Source organism: Amycolatopsis sp. NPDC004625, assembly GCF_040609695.1.
Taxonomy (GTDB): Bacteria; Actinomycetota; Actinomycetes; order Mycobacteriales; family Pseudonocardiaceae; genus Amycolatopsis.
In genome coordinates this window covers 114128-131744 of sequence record NZ_JBEXKX010000003.1, presented here as the reverse complement: position 1 = coordinate 131744, position 17617 = coordinate 114128, and the positions used below count along the sequence as shown (strand labels likewise).

The 17617-nt window shown below is 71.9% G+C and carries 19 protein-coding genes and 1 riboswitch; of the genes, 14 read left to right on the top strand and 5 right to left on the bottom strand.

Going from position 1 to position 17617, the window contains the following annotated elements:
- Positions 1 to 8: 8 nt before the first annotated feature.
- Positions 9 to 884: an alpha/beta fold hydrolase gene (locus tag ABZW17_RS04365; RefSeq protein ID WP_354809509.1), complete on the bottom strand. Its 876-nt coding sequence runs from the start codon at positions 882 to 884 to the stop codon at positions 9 to 11.
- A 137-nt stretch (positions 885 to 1021) separates the two neighbouring features.
- Here ABZW17_RS04365 and ABZW17_RS04360 point away from each other — a divergent pair, with 137 nt between their 5' ends.
- The gene (locus ABZW17_RS04360; RefSeq protein WP_354809507.1) at positions 1022 to 1864 is read left to right on the top strand and encodes a crotonase/enoyl-CoA hydratase family protein; all 843 of its coding nucleotides are present in this window, start codon (positions 1022 to 1024) and stop codon (positions 1862 to 1864) included.
- Positions 1865 to 1875: 11 nt separating this feature from the next.
- Complete coding sequence (locus ABZW17_RS04355; protein ID WP_354809505.1) at positions 1876 to 3570, top strand: AMP-binding protein; 1695 nt, start codon at positions 1876 to 1878, stop codon at positions 3568 to 3570.
- 2 nt (positions 3571 to 3572) lie between these two features.
- On the opposite strand, the gene ABZW17_RS04350 is transcribed toward ABZW17_RS04355, so the two are convergent.
- Positions 3573 to 3974: a hypothetical protein gene (locus tag ABZW17_RS04350; RefSeq protein ID WP_354809504.1), complete on the bottom strand. Its 402-nt coding sequence runs from the start codon at positions 3972 to 3974 to the stop codon at positions 3573 to 3575.
- 30 nt (positions 3975 to 4004) lie between these two features.
- Positions 4005 to 4508: a hypothetical protein gene (locus tag ABZW17_RS04345; RefSeq protein WP_354809502.1), complete on the bottom strand. Its 504-nt coding sequence runs from the start codon at positions 4506 to 4508 to the stop codon at positions 4005 to 4007.
- Between the two features lie 315 nt (positions 4509 to 4823).
- Here ABZW17_RS04345 and ABZW17_RS04340 point away from each other — a divergent pair, with 315 nt between their 5' ends.
- The 8 genes from ABZW17_RS04340 to trxA all read left to right on the top strand — a co-directional run bounded on the left by ABZW17_RS04340 (position 4824) and on the right by trxA (position 9347).
- A complete protein-coding gene (locus ABZW17_RS04340) occupies positions 4824 to 5033 on the top strand; it encodes a hypothetical protein (RefSeq protein WP_354809500.1) in 210 nt (69 codons plus the stop codon).
- A gap of 280 nt (positions 5034 to 5313) precedes the next feature.
- Positions 5314 to 5928: a CDP-alcohol phosphatidyltransferase family protein gene (locus tag ABZW17_RS04335; RefSeq protein WP_354809498.1), complete on the top strand. Its 615-nt coding sequence runs from the start codon at positions 5314 to 5316 to the stop codon at positions 5926 to 5928.
- Positions 5929 to 6021: 93 nt separating this feature from the next.
- Positions 6022 to 6405, top strand: a complete 384-nt coding sequence (gene gcvH, locus ABZW17_RS04330) for a glycine cleavage system protein GcvH (RefSeq protein WP_004559566.1) — start codon at positions 6022 to 6024, stop codon at positions 6403 to 6405.
- A 114-nt stretch (positions 6406 to 6519) separates the two neighbouring features.
- Positions 6520 to 6984: a glycogen accumulation regulator GarA gene (gene garA / locus ABZW17_RS04325; RefSeq protein ID WP_004559567.1), complete on the top strand. Its 465-nt coding sequence runs from the start codon at positions 6520 to 6522 to the stop codon at positions 6982 to 6984.
- Positions 6981 to 7727 carry a MerR family transcriptional regulator gene (locus tag ABZW17_RS04320; RefSeq protein ID WP_354809495.1) on the top strand — a complete coding sequence of 249 codons (747 nt, stop codon included), beginning with the start codon at positions 6981 to 6983 and terminating at the stop codon, positions 7725 to 7727. Before garA ends, ABZW17_RS04320 begins: the two co-directional genes overlap by 4 nt.
- A gap of 216 nt (positions 7728 to 7943) precedes the next feature.
- A complete protein-coding gene (locus ABZW17_RS04315; RefSeq protein ID WP_004559569.1) occupies positions 7944 to 8417 on the top strand; it encodes a bifunctional nuclease family protein in 474 nt (157 codons plus the stop codon).
- 189 nt (positions 8418 to 8606) lie between these two features.
- Positions 8607 to 9002 (top strand): MerR family transcriptional regulator, encoded by a 396-nt coding sequence (locus ABZW17_RS04310; protein ID WP_354809493.1) that lies wholly within the window; start codon positions 8607 to 8609, stop codon positions 9000 to 9002.
- Positions 9003 to 9011: 9 nt separating this feature from the next.
- Complete coding sequence (trxA, locus tag ABZW17_RS04305; RefSeq protein WP_354809491.1) at positions 9012 to 9347, top strand: thioredoxin; 336 nt, start codon at positions 9012 to 9014, stop codon at positions 9345 to 9347.
- Here the strand turns inward: trxA and ABZW17_RS04300 are convergent.
- Entirely contained in the window at positions 9328 to 9939 is a 612-nt protein-coding gene (locus tag ABZW17_RS04300) for a TetR/AcrR family transcriptional regulator (RefSeq protein ID WP_354809896.1), read from the bottom strand. The genes trxA and ABZW17_RS04300 overlap by 20 nt on opposite strands.
- A gap of 300 nt (positions 9940 to 10239) precedes the next feature.
- On the opposite strand from ABZW17_RS04300, the gene ABZW17_RS04295 reads away from it, so the two are divergent.
- The 4 genes from ABZW17_RS04295 to ABZW17_RS04280 all read left to right on the top strand — a co-directional run bounded on the left by ABZW17_RS04295 (position 10240) and on the right by ABZW17_RS04280 (position 17145).
- Entirely contained in the window at positions 10240 to 10818 is a 579-nt protein-coding gene (locus ABZW17_RS04295) for a MerR family transcriptional regulator (RefSeq protein ID WP_354809489.1), read from the top strand.
- A gap of 42 nt (positions 10819 to 10860) precedes the next feature.
- Positions 10861 to 10959, top strand: a riboswitch (glycine riboswitch).
- 170 nt (positions 10960 to 11129) lie between these two features.
- Positions 11130 to 14033: an aminomethyl-transferring glycine dehydrogenase gene (gcvP, locus tag ABZW17_RS04290; protein ID WP_354809487.1), complete on the top strand. Its 2904-nt coding sequence runs from the start codon at positions 11130 to 11132 to the stop codon at positions 14031 to 14033.
- 5 nt (positions 14034 to 14038) lie between these two features.
- Positions 14039 to 14974 (top strand): NAD-dependent epimerase/dehydratase family protein, encoded by a 936-nt coding sequence (locus tag ABZW17_RS04285; RefSeq protein WP_354809485.1) that lies wholly within the window; start codon positions 14039 to 14041, stop codon positions 14972 to 14974.
- A complete protein-coding gene (locus ABZW17_RS04280) occupies positions 14971 to 17145 on the top strand; it encodes a glycosyltransferase family 2 protein (RefSeq protein WP_354809483.1) in 2175 nt (724 codons plus the stop codon). The genes ABZW17_RS04285 and ABZW17_RS04280 overlap by 4 nt, the downstream gene beginning before the upstream one ends.
- Here the strand turns inward: ABZW17_RS04280 and ABZW17_RS04275 are convergent.
- Positions 17075 to 17587, bottom strand: coding sequence for a GtrA family protein (locus ABZW17_RS04275; RefSeq protein ID WP_354809481.1), 513 nt, complete (start codon positions 17585 to 17587; stop codon positions 17075 to 17077). The genes ABZW17_RS04280 and ABZW17_RS04275 overlap by 71 nt on opposite strands.
- Positions 17588 to 17617: the final 30 nt, after the last annotated feature.

The following is a 17617-nucleotide window of genomic DNA, read 5'->3' as shown; positions in this document are numbered from 1 at the left end:
CACGCGAGTCAGTCGTCGTAGCAGGTGGTGGCGAAGTCGCGGATCGCGTCCGAAAGGCGGGTCGGGTCCAGGCGGAGCTCGACCGGGCTGCGGGCCTGGACGAACTCCGCGTCCGGCATGTCGACCGCCAGGGTGTCCGCGTCGCCGAACGGGTGGATCGGGTCGCCCTGGTGGCCGATCACCAGCGCCCGGGTGGTGATCTTGCGGCGGACCGCCTTCGGCGGCGCGATCCGGCCGAACAGCACGCCGTGCAGCAGCGCCGCCATCGGGGCCGGGCGCTGCGACAGCGTGTCCGTGACGACGTCGACCCACTGGTTGCCGTGCGGGACCACCGACGCCGCCAGCGCCACCGCCTGCACGGTGAACGGCAGGAACCGGGCCGCCATCAGCAGCGGGGCGAAAGTCACCAGCCCGGCGACGATCGCGTTGTCCAGCACCGGCATTTCGACGATCAGGCCCCGGGCGCGCGAAGGCGCCGAGACCGCCACCTCCAGCGAGACGTTCGCACCCAGGGACGTCCCGCCGATCACCGCCGACGGAACGTCGAGGTGGTCCAGCAGCGCCAACGTCTGCTCGGCGAACGACGGCATCGAGTACAGCCAGGACTCGGTCGGCCGGTCGGAGTCGCCGTGGCCGAGCAGGTCCAGGGTGACCACCCGGAACCCCGCGCGGGCCAGCCGGCGGGCCAGCGGGGCGTGCATCCGGCGGGTCAGCATGATGCCGTGCGTCAGCACGACGACCTTGTCGCCGCTGCCGAACTCGGTGTACCAGAGCCGGTGCCCCTCGTGGTCGAACGAACCGGTCAGTTCGATCGGGCGGGATGCCCGACGCGCCGGTGCGGGCGGCGGGTCGGGCTCGATCGCGGTCGCGCTGGCCGGGCTCATGTCCCACCGTCCTCCCCGTGTCGTGGTGTGAGTCCCTTTCAGGAAAGCATCCCCGGACCCCGTCGGCACAGTGACGCGCGGGTCAATTGACAAGGTGCCAATGGCGGGTCGCCGCGGGCATGGGTCAAGATGACCCCATGACCGCTACTGCTGACAGTCTGCCCGACCTCGTCTCCCTCAAGGTCGACGTCGACGGCCCTGTGGCCGAAGTGACGCTTCTCGGCCCGTCGAAGGGCAACGCGATGGGGCCGGACTTCTGGCGCGAGCTGCCGCTGGTGTTCCGCACGCTGGACGCCGACCCGCAGGTCAGGGCCGTGGTCCTCACCGGCAGCGGTGCGCACTTCTCCTACGGTCTCGACCTGCCCGCGATGATGGGCGACTGGGCGCCGATGCTGGGCGGGGACAACCTCGCCGGCCCGCGCACGGCGTTCCTCGACCAGGTCCGGTCGCTGCAGGCGGCGGTCAGCTCGATCGCGGAATGCCGCAAACCGGTCGTCGCGGCCGTTTCGGGCTGGTGCATCGGCGGCGGGGTCGACGTCGTCGCCGCCGCGGACGTCCGCCTGGCCAGCGCCGACGCCAAGTTCAGCGTCCGCGAGGTGCGCGTCGCGATCGTCGCGGACCTCGGCAGCCTCCAGCGGCTCGCCTCGATCATCGGCGAGGGCCACCTGCGCGAGCTCGCCCTCACCGGCAAGGACGTCGACGCCGCCCGCGCCGAGAAGATCGGCCTGGTCAACGACGTCTACGAAAGCCAGGACGCGCTGCTGAAGGCCGCGCGGGAACTCGCCGGGGAGATCGCTGCGAACCCGCCGCTGGTGGTGCAGGGTACGAAGCAGGTACTGGCGGCGAACACCGAGCGCCAGGTCGCCGACGGCCTCCGGTACGTCGCGGCGTGGAACTCGGCGTTCCTGCCCAGCAAGGACCTCGGCGAGGCGGTCCAGGCGTTCATGGAACGCCGCCCGCCGGAGTTCAAGGGCGAGTAGAAGGAGGCAGCGTGAACGTCCACCACGCGTTCCGCGTCGCGCGGGACTACCTGCAGGCCCACCGCGAGGACTACGACACGGCCTACCGCGACTTCGCCTGGCCGGAGTTCGACGAGTTCAACTGGGCGATCGACTGGTTCGACGTCGTCGCGCACGACCCGGCCAACGCCGCGCGGTACGCGCTGTGGATCGTCGAGGAGGACGGCCGGGAGAACCGCTGGACCTACCCGGAGATGTCGGGCCGGTCCAACCAGGTCGCCAACTGGCTGCGCGACCTCGGCGTCCGCCGCGGCGACCGGCTGATCCTGATGCTGGGCAACCAGGGCGAGCTGTGGGAGACCATCCTCGCGGCGATCAAGCTCGGCGCGGTGATCATCCCGGCGTCGACGCTGCTGGGCCCGGCCGACCTGACCGACCGCGTCGAGCGCGGCGCGGCGAAGCACGTCGTGGTCCGCTCGGTGGACGCCCCGAAGTTCGACGGCGTCGAGGGTGCCTACACGCGGATCGCGGTGGGGGAGCCGGTCGAGGGCTGGCACGCGTACTCGGCGGCGTTCGCCGAGTCGCCGGAGTTCACCCCGGACGGCCCGACGAAGGCCGCCGACCCGCTGCTGCTCTACTTCACCTCCGGCACGACGGCGAAGCCGAAGCTGGTGCAGCACACGCACGTCTCGTACCCGGTGGGCCACCTGTCCACGATGTACTGGATCGGGCTCGAGCCCGGCGACGTCCACCTGAACATCTCCTCGCCCGGCTGGGCCAAGCACGCGTGGAGCAACTTCTTCGCGCCGTGGAACGCCGAGGCGACCGTGTTCCTCTACAACTACAACCGGTTCGACGCCGGCGCGCTGATGGCCCAGATGGACCGGTGCGGCGTCACCAGCTTCTGCGCGCCGCCGACGGTCTGGCGGATGCTCATCCAGGCCGACCTGACGGCCCTGAAGACCCCGCCGCGCAAGGTCGTGGGCGCGGGGGAGCCGCTCAACCCCGAGGTGATCGACCAGGTCGAGAAGGCGTGGGGCGTGACCATCCGCGACGGCTTCGGCCAGACGGAGAGCAGCGTCCAGATCGCCAACACGCCCGGCCAGGAGGTCGTGCCGGGGTCGATGGGCCGTCCGCTGCCCGGGTTCGTGGTGGCGCTCGTCGACCCGGTCAGCGGCGAGCGCGCGTCGGAGGGCGAGATCTGCCTCGACCTCGCGCACCGGCCGGTGGGCCTGATGACCGGCTACACCGGCGACGACGAGCGCACGTCGGCGGCCTTCGGCGGCGGCTTCTACCACACCGGTGACGTCGGTTCGATCGACGAACGCGGCTACATCACCTACGTCGGGCGCACCGACGACGTGTTCAAGGCGTCGGACTACCGGATCTCACCGTTCGAGCTGGAGAGCGTCCTGATCGAGCACGAGGCGGTGGCGGAGGCGGCGGTGGTCCCGGCCCCCGACCCGATCCGGCTCGCGGTGCCCAAGGCGTACGTCGTGCTGGCGGCCGGTTTCGCCCCGGACGCGGCGACGGCCCGGTCGATCCTGGCCCACTGCCGCGAGCACCTGGCGCCGTACAAGCGGATCCGGCGGCTCGAGTTCGCGGAGCTGCCGAAGACGATTTCGGGCAAGATCCGCCGTGTCGAGCTGCGCGGTCGCGAGAGCGACCCGAAGCGCGGCGAAGGGACCGAGTACCGCGAAGAGGACTTTCCCGACCTGAAGTCCTGACGTCAGCTGCGGGTGCCTTCGACCTGGCGGCCGTCCTCGGTCGAGCAGGCGGTCACCGGGTCGTTCGCCGCGCTGCCGCACGTCCACTCGCCGATCGCGACCGGGCCGGGGCCGTCGGCGGAGGCGGCCTCGGCCGGGGTCAGCTTGGCGAAGTAGTCCGTCAGCAGCTTCGCCGCCGCGGCGCAGTCGACCTGGCCGTGCGCGACGACCGCCGTCTTCGCGCCGGCCGCGCCGGTGACGTCGCCGCACGGCACGCCGGGTGCGGTCGACGCGGCCGCCGCGGCGGCCGCGGGCACGGCCGCACCGGAGGAGGACGGCGCGGCGGGCGCGGGGTCGCCGCCACCGCAGCCGGCCAGTGCGGCGGCCGCGGCGACGAGCAGCAGGGGGTACGCGAGAGTCTTCATGGGCCCTTCAGGAGCGGACGGAACGGGTTCTCACTCGGACGGCACGACGGCGGCGAACACCGTCTGCTCGCCCTTGGTGCAGGTGGTGCCGCCCTGGGCGGCCGGCGGCCCGGAGGCGCACAGCCAGCCGTCGACGGTCTCGTTCACGGCGTCGTTCGAGCCGGCGCCCTGGCGCCCGGCGATCTTGCGGTGGAAGTCGCCGACGAGCTTCGTCGCGGCGACGCAGCTGACGCCGGCGGAGCCGCTGTCGAACACGTAGAGCGTCAGCCCGCTGGCGGCGGTCACCGTGCCGCAGGAGCCGGGCACCGGCGGCGGCGGCCCGGACGGCTTGGACACCGGAGCGGGCGCGGCCGAGCCGTCGGTGGCGGCGGGCGGGGGTGGGGGAGTGCCGGTGGGTGCCGCCTCGGACGCGGCGGCGGTCGGGGACGACGGCGCGGGTGGCGCCTGCGCGGCCGGGGCGCCGGAGCAGGCCGCGAGCACGGGCAGGGCGAGGCAGGCCACGAGCCACGTCTTCGTGGTGGTCGGGTGGGGCACCGCGATCCTTCCTCCCCGGCTGGCTGGCCCGGTCATTCTGGCCCATCCCGGCCTGGGCCCCGCGGATCGACGCGCCCACGGGTGTGCCGGAGATTACTCCAGCGGGGTGGCGCCCCGGTCCGGTGGCCGCCGAACTGATGTCCACAATGGACAATTAACATTCCGTTCACGCTCCGAAACCTCCCGCTGTCATCAAGAATCGATCGGTCTAATTCCGGCCGCGGCCGTTAACAATCCGGCCTCGCGCGCCGAAGATCTTGGTGGAGGCCGACGAGCTTCCCCGTCCCCGAACCCGTCCCGAAATCCGTGAGAGCGATGAACGCCAACGCTGTGACCAGCACCGAAGACCCGTCCAGTCCGCCGACCGTCCCGTGCACCGTGGTCTGGTGCTGCGGCCGCCCGTACGTGCTCGAGGGCCGCGCGGGCCGAGCCCGCTGGATGGGCACCGACTACCGAGGCCGCCCCGAGGCGCTGAGCAGCGCGGAACTGCAGCGCCGCGGGTGGAGCCACCGCCGGGCGAGCTGAGTCGCCCGGGCCGCCAGGGGGGATCGGGGCCGGTGGGAACTCCGCAACCGGTACCTGTCCGCCCTCGGCGGCCGGGGTTCGCCTGCCGGAAGGCGGTCGGGTGGCTCCCCGGGCCCCGCCAGGCCACTGATAGTGAACTGCCGACACTCGATCGGTGTAGGTGCGGCGAACGGATCTTGCGTGGACCGCGGGGACCCGGCACCAGCCCCGCCCCAGGTCCGGCACCCGCCCGCCCCGCACCACCGGGCGCCCCCGCGCCCCTCCGCTGTTTAATGACCCCGTGAGCACAGCCGCCCCCGAACCCGCCGCTCAGGCCGCCGCCGAGCCCTCCCTGCTGCGGCAGGCGCTCAACGTCCCCAACATCCTCTCCCTGCTGCGGCTGGCCGGCGTGCCGGTGTTCCTCTGGCTGCTGCTCGGCCCGCGGGAAGACGGCTGGGCCCTCGCGCTGCTCGTGTTCAGCGCCCTCACCGACTGGCTCGACGGCAAGCTGGCCCGCTGGCTCAACCAGATGTCACGCCTCGGGCAGCTGCTCGACCCCGCCGCCGACCGGCTCTACATCCTCGCCACCCTCGTCGCCTTCCTGGTCCGCGACATCATCCCGTGGTGGGTCGTCGTGCCGCTCGTGCTGCGGGAGGCCGTGCTCGGCGTCTGCGTCATCACCCTGCGCCGGCGGGGGTTCGCGCCGCCCGAGGTCACCTACCTCGGGAAGGGGGCGACCTTCGTCCTGATGTACGCCTTCCCGTTCCTGCTGCTCGCGCAGGGTGGCTCCGACGTCGCCGCGGTCGCGCGGCCGATCGGGTACGCCTTCACCATCTGGGGCGCCGTCCTCTACGTCTGGTCCGGTGTCCTCTACGTCGTGCAGGCGCGCAACGCGCTCCGCGAAGCCGGAGAGTGAGCTTCCGCCGGGTCGTGGCGGGCGGCTGGGCCGTGTGGGTGTAAGACTTCGCGCAGCACGTTTCGCCAGTGAGGGCATGAAAGGGGACCCGCGGTGTCCGCTCCTGAAGAGCTTCGCTACACCGAGGACCACGAGTGGGTCGCCACCCGCGAGGAGACGCTCGTCCGGGTGGGCATCACCGAGTACGCGCAGGACCAGCTCGGCGACGTCGTGTTCGTCGACCTGCCCGAGGTCGGCAGGCAGGTGAGCGCGGGCGACGTCTTCGGCGAGGTCGAGTCGACCAAGAGCGTCTCCGAGCTGTTCGCACCGGTCGACGGGGAGGTCGTCGCGGTCAACGACGGCGTCGCCGACTCGCCGGAACTGATCAACAGCGACCCCTACGGCGAGGGCTGGCTGATCGAGATCCGGCTCGACGACCCGGCCGGCCTCGAAGCCCTGCTCGAAGCCGAGGCGTACGACGCCCTGACCAAGGGCTGAAGCCCGCTCCGCCGGTTCGGGGAGCCGGGGCTCGGAGAATCGATCAGGCACGGTACGTTGGCAGCTACACGTTCTTGAGTACTGGCAACACAGCATGTGTGGAGGAGAGCTCAGGTGAGCACGAACGACGGGCCCGGCGGCGTTCCCCCGGAGCAGTCTCCGGAGCGGACCTCTGTCTTCCGGGCCGACTTCCTGGCCGAAGCCGAAGGTCGCGAGCCCGCCCCGGAAGCCCCGGTCCAGGGGGTCGACGCCCTGCCCCCGGGTTCGGCCCTGCTGGTCGTGAAGCGCGGGCCGAACGCGGGTTCGCGGTTCCTGCTCGACCGCGACACCACCAGCGCCGGGCGGCACCCGGACAGCGACATCTTCCTCGACGACGTCACGGTCTCCCGCCGCCACGCCGAATTCCGGCGTGAGGGCGGCGAGTTCGTCGTCATCGACGTCGGCAGCCTCAACGGCACCTACGTCAACCGCGAGCCGGTCGACCAGGCCGTGCTCGCCGGCGGCGACGAGGTGCAGATCGGGAAGTTCCGCCTGGTCTTCCTGACCGGCCCGGGGCACGGGGGCCAGGGGGCGCAGTGACGGCGGCCGGACGGCCACAACGTGACGGGTTGAGCATCGGGGCCGTTCTCGCGCAGCTGCGCGGCGACTTCCCCGATGTCACCATCTCCAAAATCCGGTTCCTCGAAGCGGAAGGCCTGGTCCAGCCGGGCCGGACACCGTCGGGGTACCGGCAGTTCGCCGCGGCGGACGTGGAGCGTCTCAGGTTCGTCCTGGCCGCCCAGCGGGACCACTACCTCCCGTTGAAGGTCATCAAGGAACAGCTGGACGCGGCGGACTCGGGCAACGCGCCCGCCGCGGACCTGCCCCGCCCGCCGCGCCGGCTGGTGCCCATCGACGCACCGGCCGAGAACGTCGGCCTGCCCGAGGCGGCGGACTTCGCCACGGGCAAGGAGCTGCGCCTGACCCAGGAGGAGCTCCTGGAGCAGGCGGGCATCGACGCGGCCGCGCTGGCCGAGCTGCAGCAGTACGGCCTGGTCCGGCCCGGTCCCGCCGGGTTCTTCGACCCGGACGCGGTGCTGGTCGCGCGGACCGTGAAGGCGATGACCGGATTCGGGATCGAACCGAGACACCTGCGTGCTTTCCGCGCCGCGGCCGACCGCGAGGTCGGGCTGCTGGAGCAGATCGTGACGCCGGTGTACCGGCACCGCGACCCGGAGGCCAAGTCCCGGGCCGACGAGGTGGTGCGGGAGCTCGCGGCGCTGTCCGTGACCCTGCACACGCTGCTCGTCAAGGCCGGAATCCGCGGCGTCGCCGGGTGTTGATCGATAACGGGGCAGTGAGATCCTCTTTGCGGTCCCGTGTCAATGACTGAATGTTCGGCACCGCATGCCGTACCGTGAAGGCACGGGTTTGCGGCAGGCGAACCGAGAGAGTCCGGACAGCGAGCACAGCGCACGGATGACGGGTAGCGTCGACAGTGGCGGCGCGGAACCGTTTCGGCGCTGCAGCCCGTGTGCACGAGAGGGAGGCGAAGCCCGATGAGCGAAATGCGCGTCGTCGGTGTGCGGGTCGAGCTGCCCGCGAATCAGCCGATCTTGTTGCTGCGGGAAACCGAAGGCGAACGGTACCTGCCGATCTGGATCGGCTCGGTCGAAGCCACCGCCATCGCCTTGGAGCAGCAAGGGGTCCGGCCGGCCCGCCCGCTCACGCATGACCTGCTGAAAGAGGTCATCGGAGCACTCGGCCGGGAGCTCGAGCAGGTCGTCATCACCGACCTGAAGGAAGGCACGTTCTTCGCGGAGCTCGTCTTCGACGGCGACATCCGGGTGTCCGCCCGGCCGAGCGACTCGGTCGCGCTGGCCCTGCGGATCGGGGTGCCCATCCACGCCGTGGATTCGGTGCTGGAGGAAGCCGGCCTGATCATCCCGGACGAGCAGGAAGACGAAGTCGAGAAGTTCCGCGAGTTCCTCGACTCGGTCTCCCCGGAAGACTTCCGCGGCGCCGACACCTGAGGGGTGGGGAGAGCTCGGGCGAGGTGTGCTCGCGGAAAGCGCTCGCCAAGAGCTCCCCGCCGTGTTCTCTGGGGGTGCAACCCCCAGACCCCGCCCGGGGGCTCCGCCCCCGGACCCCCGGCGTCCTCCCGGGCTGAGGCGTTTTGCTTGCCTTGCCTTGACGTTGGCGTCAACGTCTAGCGTCGGGGTATGCGGATCGGAGAACTGGCGCAGCGGACCGGGGTCACCACTCGTGCGCTGCGGTTTTACGAGGACCAGGGCCTCCTCGCGGCCCGTCGCTCGGCGAACGGCTACCGCGAGTACGACGAGGACGACCTCCAGCTCGTCCACGAGATCCAGACCCTCCAGACGGTCGGCCTGACCCTCGAGGAGACGCGCCCCTTCGTCGAATGCCTGCGCAGCGGCCACGAGACCGGCGACTCCTGCGCGAACTCGATCGAGGTCTACCGGCGCAAGCTCGAAGAAGCCGACGCCCTCCTCGCCCGCCTCGGCGGCATCCGCGGCGAACTGGCCGCGAAACTCGCCGCCGCCCTGGCCCGCCAGGCACCCGATCCGTGTGTCGTGCCCGAATCCCCACGCCCCTGAAGGAACCCCATGTCCGCAGTCAGCGACGTCACCGATGCCACCTTCGCCGAGGTCCTCGCCGGCGACGTTCCCGTGCTCGTCGAGTTCTGGGCCACCTGGTGCGGCCCCTGCCGGATGGTCGGCCCGGTGCTGGCACAGCTCGCCGCCGAGCGGGACGGCGAGCTCGTCGTCCGCAAGATCAACGCCGACGAGAACCCCGGGACCACCCGCTCCTACCAGGTCATGTCGCTGCCGACGATGATCCTCTTCCGCGGCGGCGAGCCGGTCGAAACGATCGTCGGCGCGTTCCCGAAAGCCCGCATCGAAGACCGCCTCGACCGCGCCCTCACGGCGCCGTCGCTTTGACGAACGCGTCCGCGACCTCGCGCCCGTACGTTTCGATGTCCAGCGAAGGGTCGGCCGCGTAGGCCGCGGCCACGCCGTCGACGGCCTGCGCGATCGACATCGCCATCACCTCGGGCGTGAAGGCGCCGAACACGCCCTCGGACTGGCCCTGCTTGAGCTGGCGGGCCAGACCGTGCACGCGCAGGTCGTCGACCAGCACCTTCGTCATCACCCAGCCGTCGGCGTCGTCGGCGTTCGCGGCCAGCTCCGACAGCGCCCGGACGCACTCCGGGTACGCCCGCAGGAACGCCACCGACGTCTCGATGTGCGCCCGCAGGTAACCGGGCCGGTCGGCCGGGTCGAGGCCGCCACCGGTGCGTTCGGCGAGGAACTGGTGCTTCGTTTCGACGACCGTGCTGAGCACGGCCTGCATCAGGCCGGCCTTGTTCGTGAAGTGGTACGAGATCAGCCGGGTGCTGCTGAGGCCGGCGCGCTCCTTGATCCGGGCGAACGTCGTCCGGCGGTAGCCGAGGTCGGACAGCACGCCGATGGTGGCGCCGATGATCTGCGCCCGGCGGGCCGCCTCGGTGGCGCTGAGCCCCATTTCCGCCATGAGGTCGGTGTTTACTTGCATGAGTAAAAAGTTACTCGGCTGAGTAAAAGCGGTCAAGGTGTTTGGATCACGCCGCAGGGGGTACGGCGAACGGCTCAAAGGCTCAGCCGACCGTTGAGGCTTGCCGCGCGTCGCGTTGACCGGTGTTCTCCGGACGCTTACCGTCGAAGGAGGTAAATCGCCACGGTGTGATTCACGGTCTGGGGCCGGATCGTGGCGGTTGATCTCCGGTGGGTCCCGCTCCTGGGACTCCTCCGGCTGTCATTCGCCGGCCGCCAGGTCGGGCGAGGGGAGGCTTGCGTGGTCGAGGCTGGTTCCGAGAAGCAGCCTGTCGAGGTCGCGACTGGTGAGCAGGGAGAACTGTTCCCCGACGACTCGCTGCCCGACGAGCTGGTGGGCTACCGGGGTCCGGCGGCGTGCCAGATCGCCGGCATCACCTACCGCCAGCTCGACTACTGGGCCCGGACCAAGCTGGTCGCGCCGAGCATCCGCACCGCGCACGGCTCCGGCTCGCAGCGGCTGTACTCGTTCAAGGACATCCTGGTCCTCAAGGTCGTCAAACGGCTCCTCGACACCGGCGTCTCGCTCCAGAACATCCGGGTCGCGGTCGACCACCTGCGCGTCCGCGGCGTCCGCGACCTGGCCAGGGTCACGCTGTTCTCCGACGGCACCACGGTCTACGAGTGCACGTCACCGGAAGAGATCGTCGACCTGCTCCAGGGCGGCCAAGGCGTCTTCGGCATCGCGGTCAGTGGCGCCATGCAGGAAATCAGCGGCACCATCCACGAGTTCCCGGCCGAACGCGCCGACGGCGGCATCGTCGAGACCCACGAACCGGACGAACTCACGCAACGCCGCAACGCCCGCAAGACCGGGTGATCACCGCTGCGGCGGACGGAGTAAGGTTCACCGTGCGGTCGACGAATCCGCGCGGGAGAGTCCGAGCCACACCTTGAGCTCGGCGCCGAAGGAGCAAGTCCTCCCCGGAACCTCTCAGGCACCCTGGACCGCGCGGACGAGACGCCTCTGGAAAGCGGGTCGTCAGAACACACCCTGATGGCCCCGCCGACGGTGCAAGCCCGGGTCAACCTACGGGCGAAACTCTCAGGCGCCCAGAAATGGGTACGGACAGAGTGGGGAGGCCGGGACATCGCCGTCCCGGCCCGGCGTCGCCGTACCAGGAGGCCATCGTGGATCCGTCACTCGCCTCCCTGGAACAAGGGATTCCCTTCGCCGACCGGCACATCGGGCCCGGTTCCGAAGATCTCCGGCACATCCTCGACGTTGTCGGCGTCGCCTCCCTCGACGAGCTCGCCGAGCGGGCCGTTCCCGAGTCGCTGCGGGAGTCCGCGCAGCCGCTCGAACTGCCGGCCGCCGCCTCCGAAGCGCAAGCCCTTGCCGAACTGCGGGAGCTGGCCGCGCGCAACCGGCCGATGGCGCAGATGATCGGGCTCGGGTACCACGACACCGTCACCCCACCCGTCCTCCGGCGCGGCGTCCTCGAAAACCCGGCCTGGTACACCGCCTACACCCCCTACCAGCCCGAAATCTCCCAAGGCCGGCTGGAAGCGCTGCTCACCTTCCAGACCGCGATCGCCGACCTGACCGGCCTGCCCGTCGCCAACGCCTCGCTGCTCGACGAAGCCACCGCGGCCGCCGAAGCCATGACCCTCGTGCGGCGGGCCGGACGAACGAAGTCCGCCCGGTTCGTCGTCGACGCCGACACCCTGCCGCAGACGCTCGCCGTCCTGCGCACCCGGGCCGAACCCCTCGGCATCGAGCTCGTCGTCGAAGACCTGTCCCAAGGACTGACCGGGCTCGGGCTCGGCGGCGACTTCTTCGGCATCCTCCTGTCCTACCCGGGCGCCTCCGGGGCCGTCCGCGAACTCGACCTCACCATCGGCGAGGCGAAGAAGCACGGCGCGGCGGTCGTGGTCGCCGCCGACCCGCTCGCCCTCACCCTGCTGCGGCCGCCCGGCGAACTCGGCGCCGACGTCGCCGTCGGATCGACCCAGCGGTTCGGCGTCCCGCTCGGCTTCGGCGGCCCGCACGCCGCCTACCTCGCCGTCCGCCACGGCCTCGAACGGCAGCTGCCCGGGCGCCTCGTCGGCGTGTCCCGGGACGCCGACGGAAACCCCGCGTACCGACTCGCCCTGCAGACCCGCGAGCAGCACATCCGCCGGGAGAAGGCGACGTCGAACATCTGCACCGCGCAGGTCCTGCCGGCCGTGCTGGCGTCTATGTACGCCGTGTACCACGGGCCCGACGGCCTGCGCCGGATCGCGCTGCGGACCCACCGGATGGCCACCGTGCTCGCCGCCGGCCTCGCCGAGGGCGGCATCGACGTCGGACACGGCGAATTCTTCGACACCGTCACCGCGACCGTGCCCGGGCGGGCGGCCGCGGTCGTCGCGGCGGCCCGCGACCTCGGGGTGAACCTCCGGCCGGTCGACGACGACCACGTCGGCGCCGCCTGCGACGAGACCACCACCCGCGAGCGGCTTTCGCTGGTGTGGAAGGCGTTCGGCGTCTTGGTGTCCGATGTGGACGGGCTCGACGCGGACACCGCGGACGCCCTCCCGGCCCCGCTGCGCCGGACGGGCGAGTACCTGACGCACCCCGTGTTCCACGCGCACCGCTCGGAGACCGCCATGCTGCGCTACCTCCGGCAGCTGGCGGACAAGGACCTCGCCCTCGACCGCAGCATGATCCCGCTCGGCTCGTGCACCATGAAGCTCAACGCCACCGCCGAGATGGAACCGATCACCTGGCCGGAGTTCGCCGGCTTGCACCCCTTCGCGCCCGTCGAAGACGCCGCCGGTCTGCTGGACCTGGTCGCCGATCTCGGCACCTGGCTCGCCCGGATCACCGGCTACGACACGGTTTCGCTGCAGCCCAACGCCGGCAGCCAGGGCGAGTTCGCGGGCCTGCTCGCCATCCGCGCCCACCACCGCTCGCGCGGCGAGCACGCCCGGGACGTCTGCCTCATCCCGGCCAGCGCCCACGGCACCAACGCGGCCAGCGCCGTCATGGCCGGCATGCGCGTGGTCGTCGTCCGCTGCGACGACGAAGGGAACATCGACCTCGCGCACCTGAAGTCCACTGTGGACGAGCACCGCGCCGACCTGGCCGCGATCATGCTGACGTACCCGTCGACGCACGGCGTCTACGAGGACACCGTCGGCGAGGTGTGCGCGGCGGTGCACGACGCGGGCGGCCAGGTCTACGTCGACGGCGCCAACCTCAACGCGCTGATCGGCGTCGCCCAGTACGGCCGCTTCGGCGCCGACGTCTCGCACCTCAACCTGCACAAGACGTTCTGCATCCCGCACGGCGGCGGCGGGCCCGGCGTCGGCCCGATCGGCGTCCGCGCGCACCTCGCGCCGTTCCTCCCGAACCACCCCCTGCAGCCGGCGGCCGGCCCCGCCACCGGCGTCGGTCCGGTCAGCGCGGCGCCGTGGGGCAGCGCGTCGATCCTGCCGATCTCGTGGGCCTACATCCGGATGATGGGGGCCGAGGGGCTGCGCCGGGCGACGCTCGTGGCGGTGGCCAACGCCAACTACGTCGCCCGCCGCCTCGCCGGCCACTACCCGCTGCTGTACGCGGGCCGCGAGGGGCTCGTCGCGCACGAGTGCGTCCTCGACCTGCGCCCGCTGACGAAGGCCACCGGCGTCACCGTGGACGACGTCGCGAAGCGGCTGGCGGACTACGGGCTGCACGCGCCGACGATGTCGTTCCCCGTCGCGGGGACGCTGATGGTGGAGCCGACGGAGAGTGAGGACCGCGCCGAGCTCGACCGCTTCTGCGCCGCGATGATCGCGATCCGCGGCGAAATCGAGCGCGTCGCGACGGGGGAGTGGCCCCTGGCGGAGTCGCCGCTGCGGCAGGCGCCGCACACCGCGCACTGCATCACCGGCGACTGGAACCGGCCGTACAGCCGCGAGACGGCGGTGTTCCCGGCCGGGACGGGCACGCCGAAGATCTGGCCGGCGGTCCGGCGCATCGACGGCGCGACCGGCGACCGGAACCTCGTCTGCTCCTGCCCGCCCCCGGAGGCCTTCGCGGACCGGTCACAGGAACGCGGGGTAGGTTGACGCCCATGGTGAGCAGGCACGGTCCTGATCGGACGTCCGTGGTCGTGACCGGCGGGAGCGGCTTCATCGGCCGGGCCGTCGTGCGGGCCCTCCGCGACCGGGACGTGCCGGTCACCGTCGTGGACCGGGTGCCGTTCCCCGAAGACGCCGACGGCGTCCGCGTGGTGACCGGCGACCTGCGCGAGGCGGCCGTCCGCGAGGAGGCCGTGACACGCGCAACCGCGGGGATCGTGCACCTGGCCGCGCTGACGTCGGTGCTGAAGTCGGTCGAGCTGCCCGAAGACACTTTCGCCGACAACGTCCTCGTCACCCAGGAACTCCTGGAACTCGCGCGCCGCCACGAAGTGCCGCAGTTCCTGCTCGCCTCGACCAACGCCGTGATCGGCAACGTCGGCTCCGCGACCATCACCCCGGACCTGCCGCTGCGCCCGCTGACGCCCTACGGCGCCACGAAGGCGGCGTGCGAAATGCTGCTGTCGGGGTACGCCGGGGCGTACGGGATGAAGACGTGTGCGTTGCGGTTCACCAACGTCTACGGCCCGGGAATGTCCCACAAGGACAGTTTCGTGCCGCGCATGATGCGGGCCGCGCTGAGCGGCACCGGGATCAGGGTCTACGGCGACGGCCGCCAGCGCCGCGACCTCGTGCACGTCGACGACGTCGTCCGCGCGGTCCTGCTGACCCTCGACAGCGGCTATTCCGGCCGCGCGATCGTCGGGGCCGGGCGTTCGGTGTCCGTGCTGGAGATGGTCGAGGTCGTGCGCGAGGTGACCGGCGCCGAGCTGCCGGTCGAGCACGTCGAGGCGCCGGCCGGGGAGATGCCGGCGGTGGTCGTCGACGTCTCGGCGAGCGCGGACACCATCGGCTACCGGCCCGAGGTGTCGCTGACCGACGGTCTGGCCACGGCGTGGAAGTACTTCTCCGGCCTCGCGAACCGGTGAGGGCTTTTCTCCGGCGGCACTGGCTGCTGCTCCTGCTCCTCGTCCCGGCGATCACCCTCCGGGTGCTGACCTGGCTGGCCTACCGCCCGGCGCTGCTGTACATCGATTCGTTCCGCTACCTCGACAACCTGCACGCCCTGCGCGCCGACCAGCTCAACCCGATCGGCTACGACCTCGTCCTGCGGCCGCTGCTGGCCGTCGGTGGCCTCGCCTGGGTCGCGGCCGTCCAGCACGCCGGCGGCCTCCTCGTCGCGGTCGGTGTCTACGGCCTGATCCTGCGCCTCGGCGGCCGCCCGTGGGTTGCCGCGCTCGCCGCGACACCGGTCCTGCTCGACGCGTACCAGCTGCAGATCGAGCAGAACATCATGTCCGAGGTGACGTTCGAGGCCGTCCTCGTCGGGCTGCTGTGGCTGCTGCTCGGCCGGGGCACCCCCGGCTGGAAACGCGCCGGCGCCGCGGGCCTGCTGCTCGGCTTCGGCGTGCTGACGCGGCTGATCGGCGTCTCACTGGCGTTGCCGCTGCTGGTCTTCCTGGTCGTCGCCGGGGGAGCGTGGCGGCACCGGGCGGGCTGGTGCCGCGCGGGCGTCGGCCTGCTGGGGATGCTCGTCGTCCTCGTGCCGTACTCGGCGCGGGTGCATTCCGAGACCGGGAAGTGGGGCCTGACCGGGCCGTCCGGGAACATGCTCTACGGCCGCACCGCCGCCGTCGCCGACTGCGCGAACCTCCACCTCGCCCCGGAGGTTCAGGTGTTCTGCCCGGCCGAGCCGCGCGAGACGCGGCTGGTGGACAACTACACCCACGCCGACCTCGACCCGAACTGGCCGGGCCCGCTGCCCCCGGGCGCGGACAAGGCGGCGCTGGCGCACGAGTTCGCGATCGACGTCCTCAAGGCACAGCCCGGCGACGTCGCCGACGCGATCCTGACCGACTTCGCCAAGAGCTTCGCGTGGGTGCGGGAGCAGGACCCCACCGACGTCCCGCTGGACCGGTGGCAGTTCCAGCTCACCTACCCGCAGTGGGCCGACCAGTCGCTGATCGACCTGGTCACGCTGCAGAACGACGGCGTCGTCGCGCACGTCGACCAGCCTCTGGCGAAGGTCCTGCGCGACTACCAGCTCGGCGGCGGGTACGTGTCCGGCGGGGTGCTCGGCCTCGCCGCGCTGCTGGGCCTGCTGCCGGTGTTCCGCCGCAAGAAACCCCTGGACCGGGCCCAGGCGGGTGCGCTGCTGGCGGCGTCGAGCGGCCTGGTCCTGCTCTTCGCCTCGGCGGTGTTCCTGTTCTCGTGGCGCTACCAGCTCCCGGCGCTGGTGCTGCTGCCGGTGGCCGGGGCGCTCGGCTTCACCACCCTGACCTCGGCGAGCCGGAAGCGGCTCGCCGCCTTCCCCGACGACGTCGACCAGGGCGCGCTCGACGACTTCCGCGGCCGCCACCCGGAGCTGGAACTGGCGCCCCTGACCGTCGTCATCGCGGCCTACAACGAGGCGGGGGGCATCGGCGAGGTCCTCGAAAAGATGCCGGACCAGTGCCTCGGGATGCCGGTGGACGTCCTCGTCGTCGTCGACGGCGGCACCGACGACACGGCCGCGATCGCCGAGGCGCACGGCGCGTACGTCTGCGTCGCGCCCCGCAACCGCGGCCAAGGGGCCGCGCTGCGGCTCGGCTACCACCTGGCGGCCGAGGCCGGCGCCGAGTACGTCGTGACGACCGACGCCGACGGCCAGTACGACAACAGCGAGCTCGAGGCCCTGGTTCGCCCGGTCGTCGACGGCGACGCGGACTTCGTCACCGGGTCGCGGCGGCTCGGGCACGAGGAGGCCGACAGCCGCGTCCGGTGGCTCGGCGTGCGCGTGTTCGCGGCCCTGGCTTCGGTGCTGACGGCCCGGCGGATCACCGACACGTCGTTCGGCTTCCGCGCGATGCGGGCGGACCTGGCCTGCGCGGTGCCGCTGAACGAGCCGCAGTACCAGTCGTCCGAGCTGCTGCTCGGCGTCACCGCGCGCGGCGCCCGGGTCACCGAGCTGCCGATGAGCATGCGGCTGCGCAAGGCGGGCAAGAGCAAGAAGGGCGGCAGCCTGGTCTACGGCGCCAACTACGCCCGGGTCATGACCGGGACGTGGTGGCGGGGGTACGTGCTGCGCCGCGGCCGAACACGAGCCGGTCGAGCAGGGTGAACTTGACGGCGAACACCAGCGCGTAGCTGGCGACGTAAGCGCCGTCGACGAGCACGACCCACCAGAAGTGCGGCAGGTCCAGGGGCCCGAGCAGCGAGCCCGCGAGGGTCGTCAGGCCGATCGAAGCCAGCCCGCCGAGGCCGATGACCGCCAGGTAGGGTAGCAGCTCGCGGCGGACCCGCGGGCGCCCGGTGCGGCCCCACACCCAGCGTCGCGTGACCAGGAAGTTCAGCACCGCGCCGGCCGCCCAGGCCAGCGTGCTCGCCAGGGCCGCGGCGCCGCCGGTCGCGAGGACGGCGAGCAGCACGACCTGGCTGAGGACCGTGGCCGCGACCGAGGTCGTCGCGGCGCGGGCCAAGCGGGCCCAGCCGCGCCGGCGGCTGCGGTCCGGGGCGCCGGCCTCCGTCGTGCGGGGCTGCACGCCGTTGGTTACGGTCGTCATGCCCCCATCCTCCCCGTGGGCCGGTCGCGC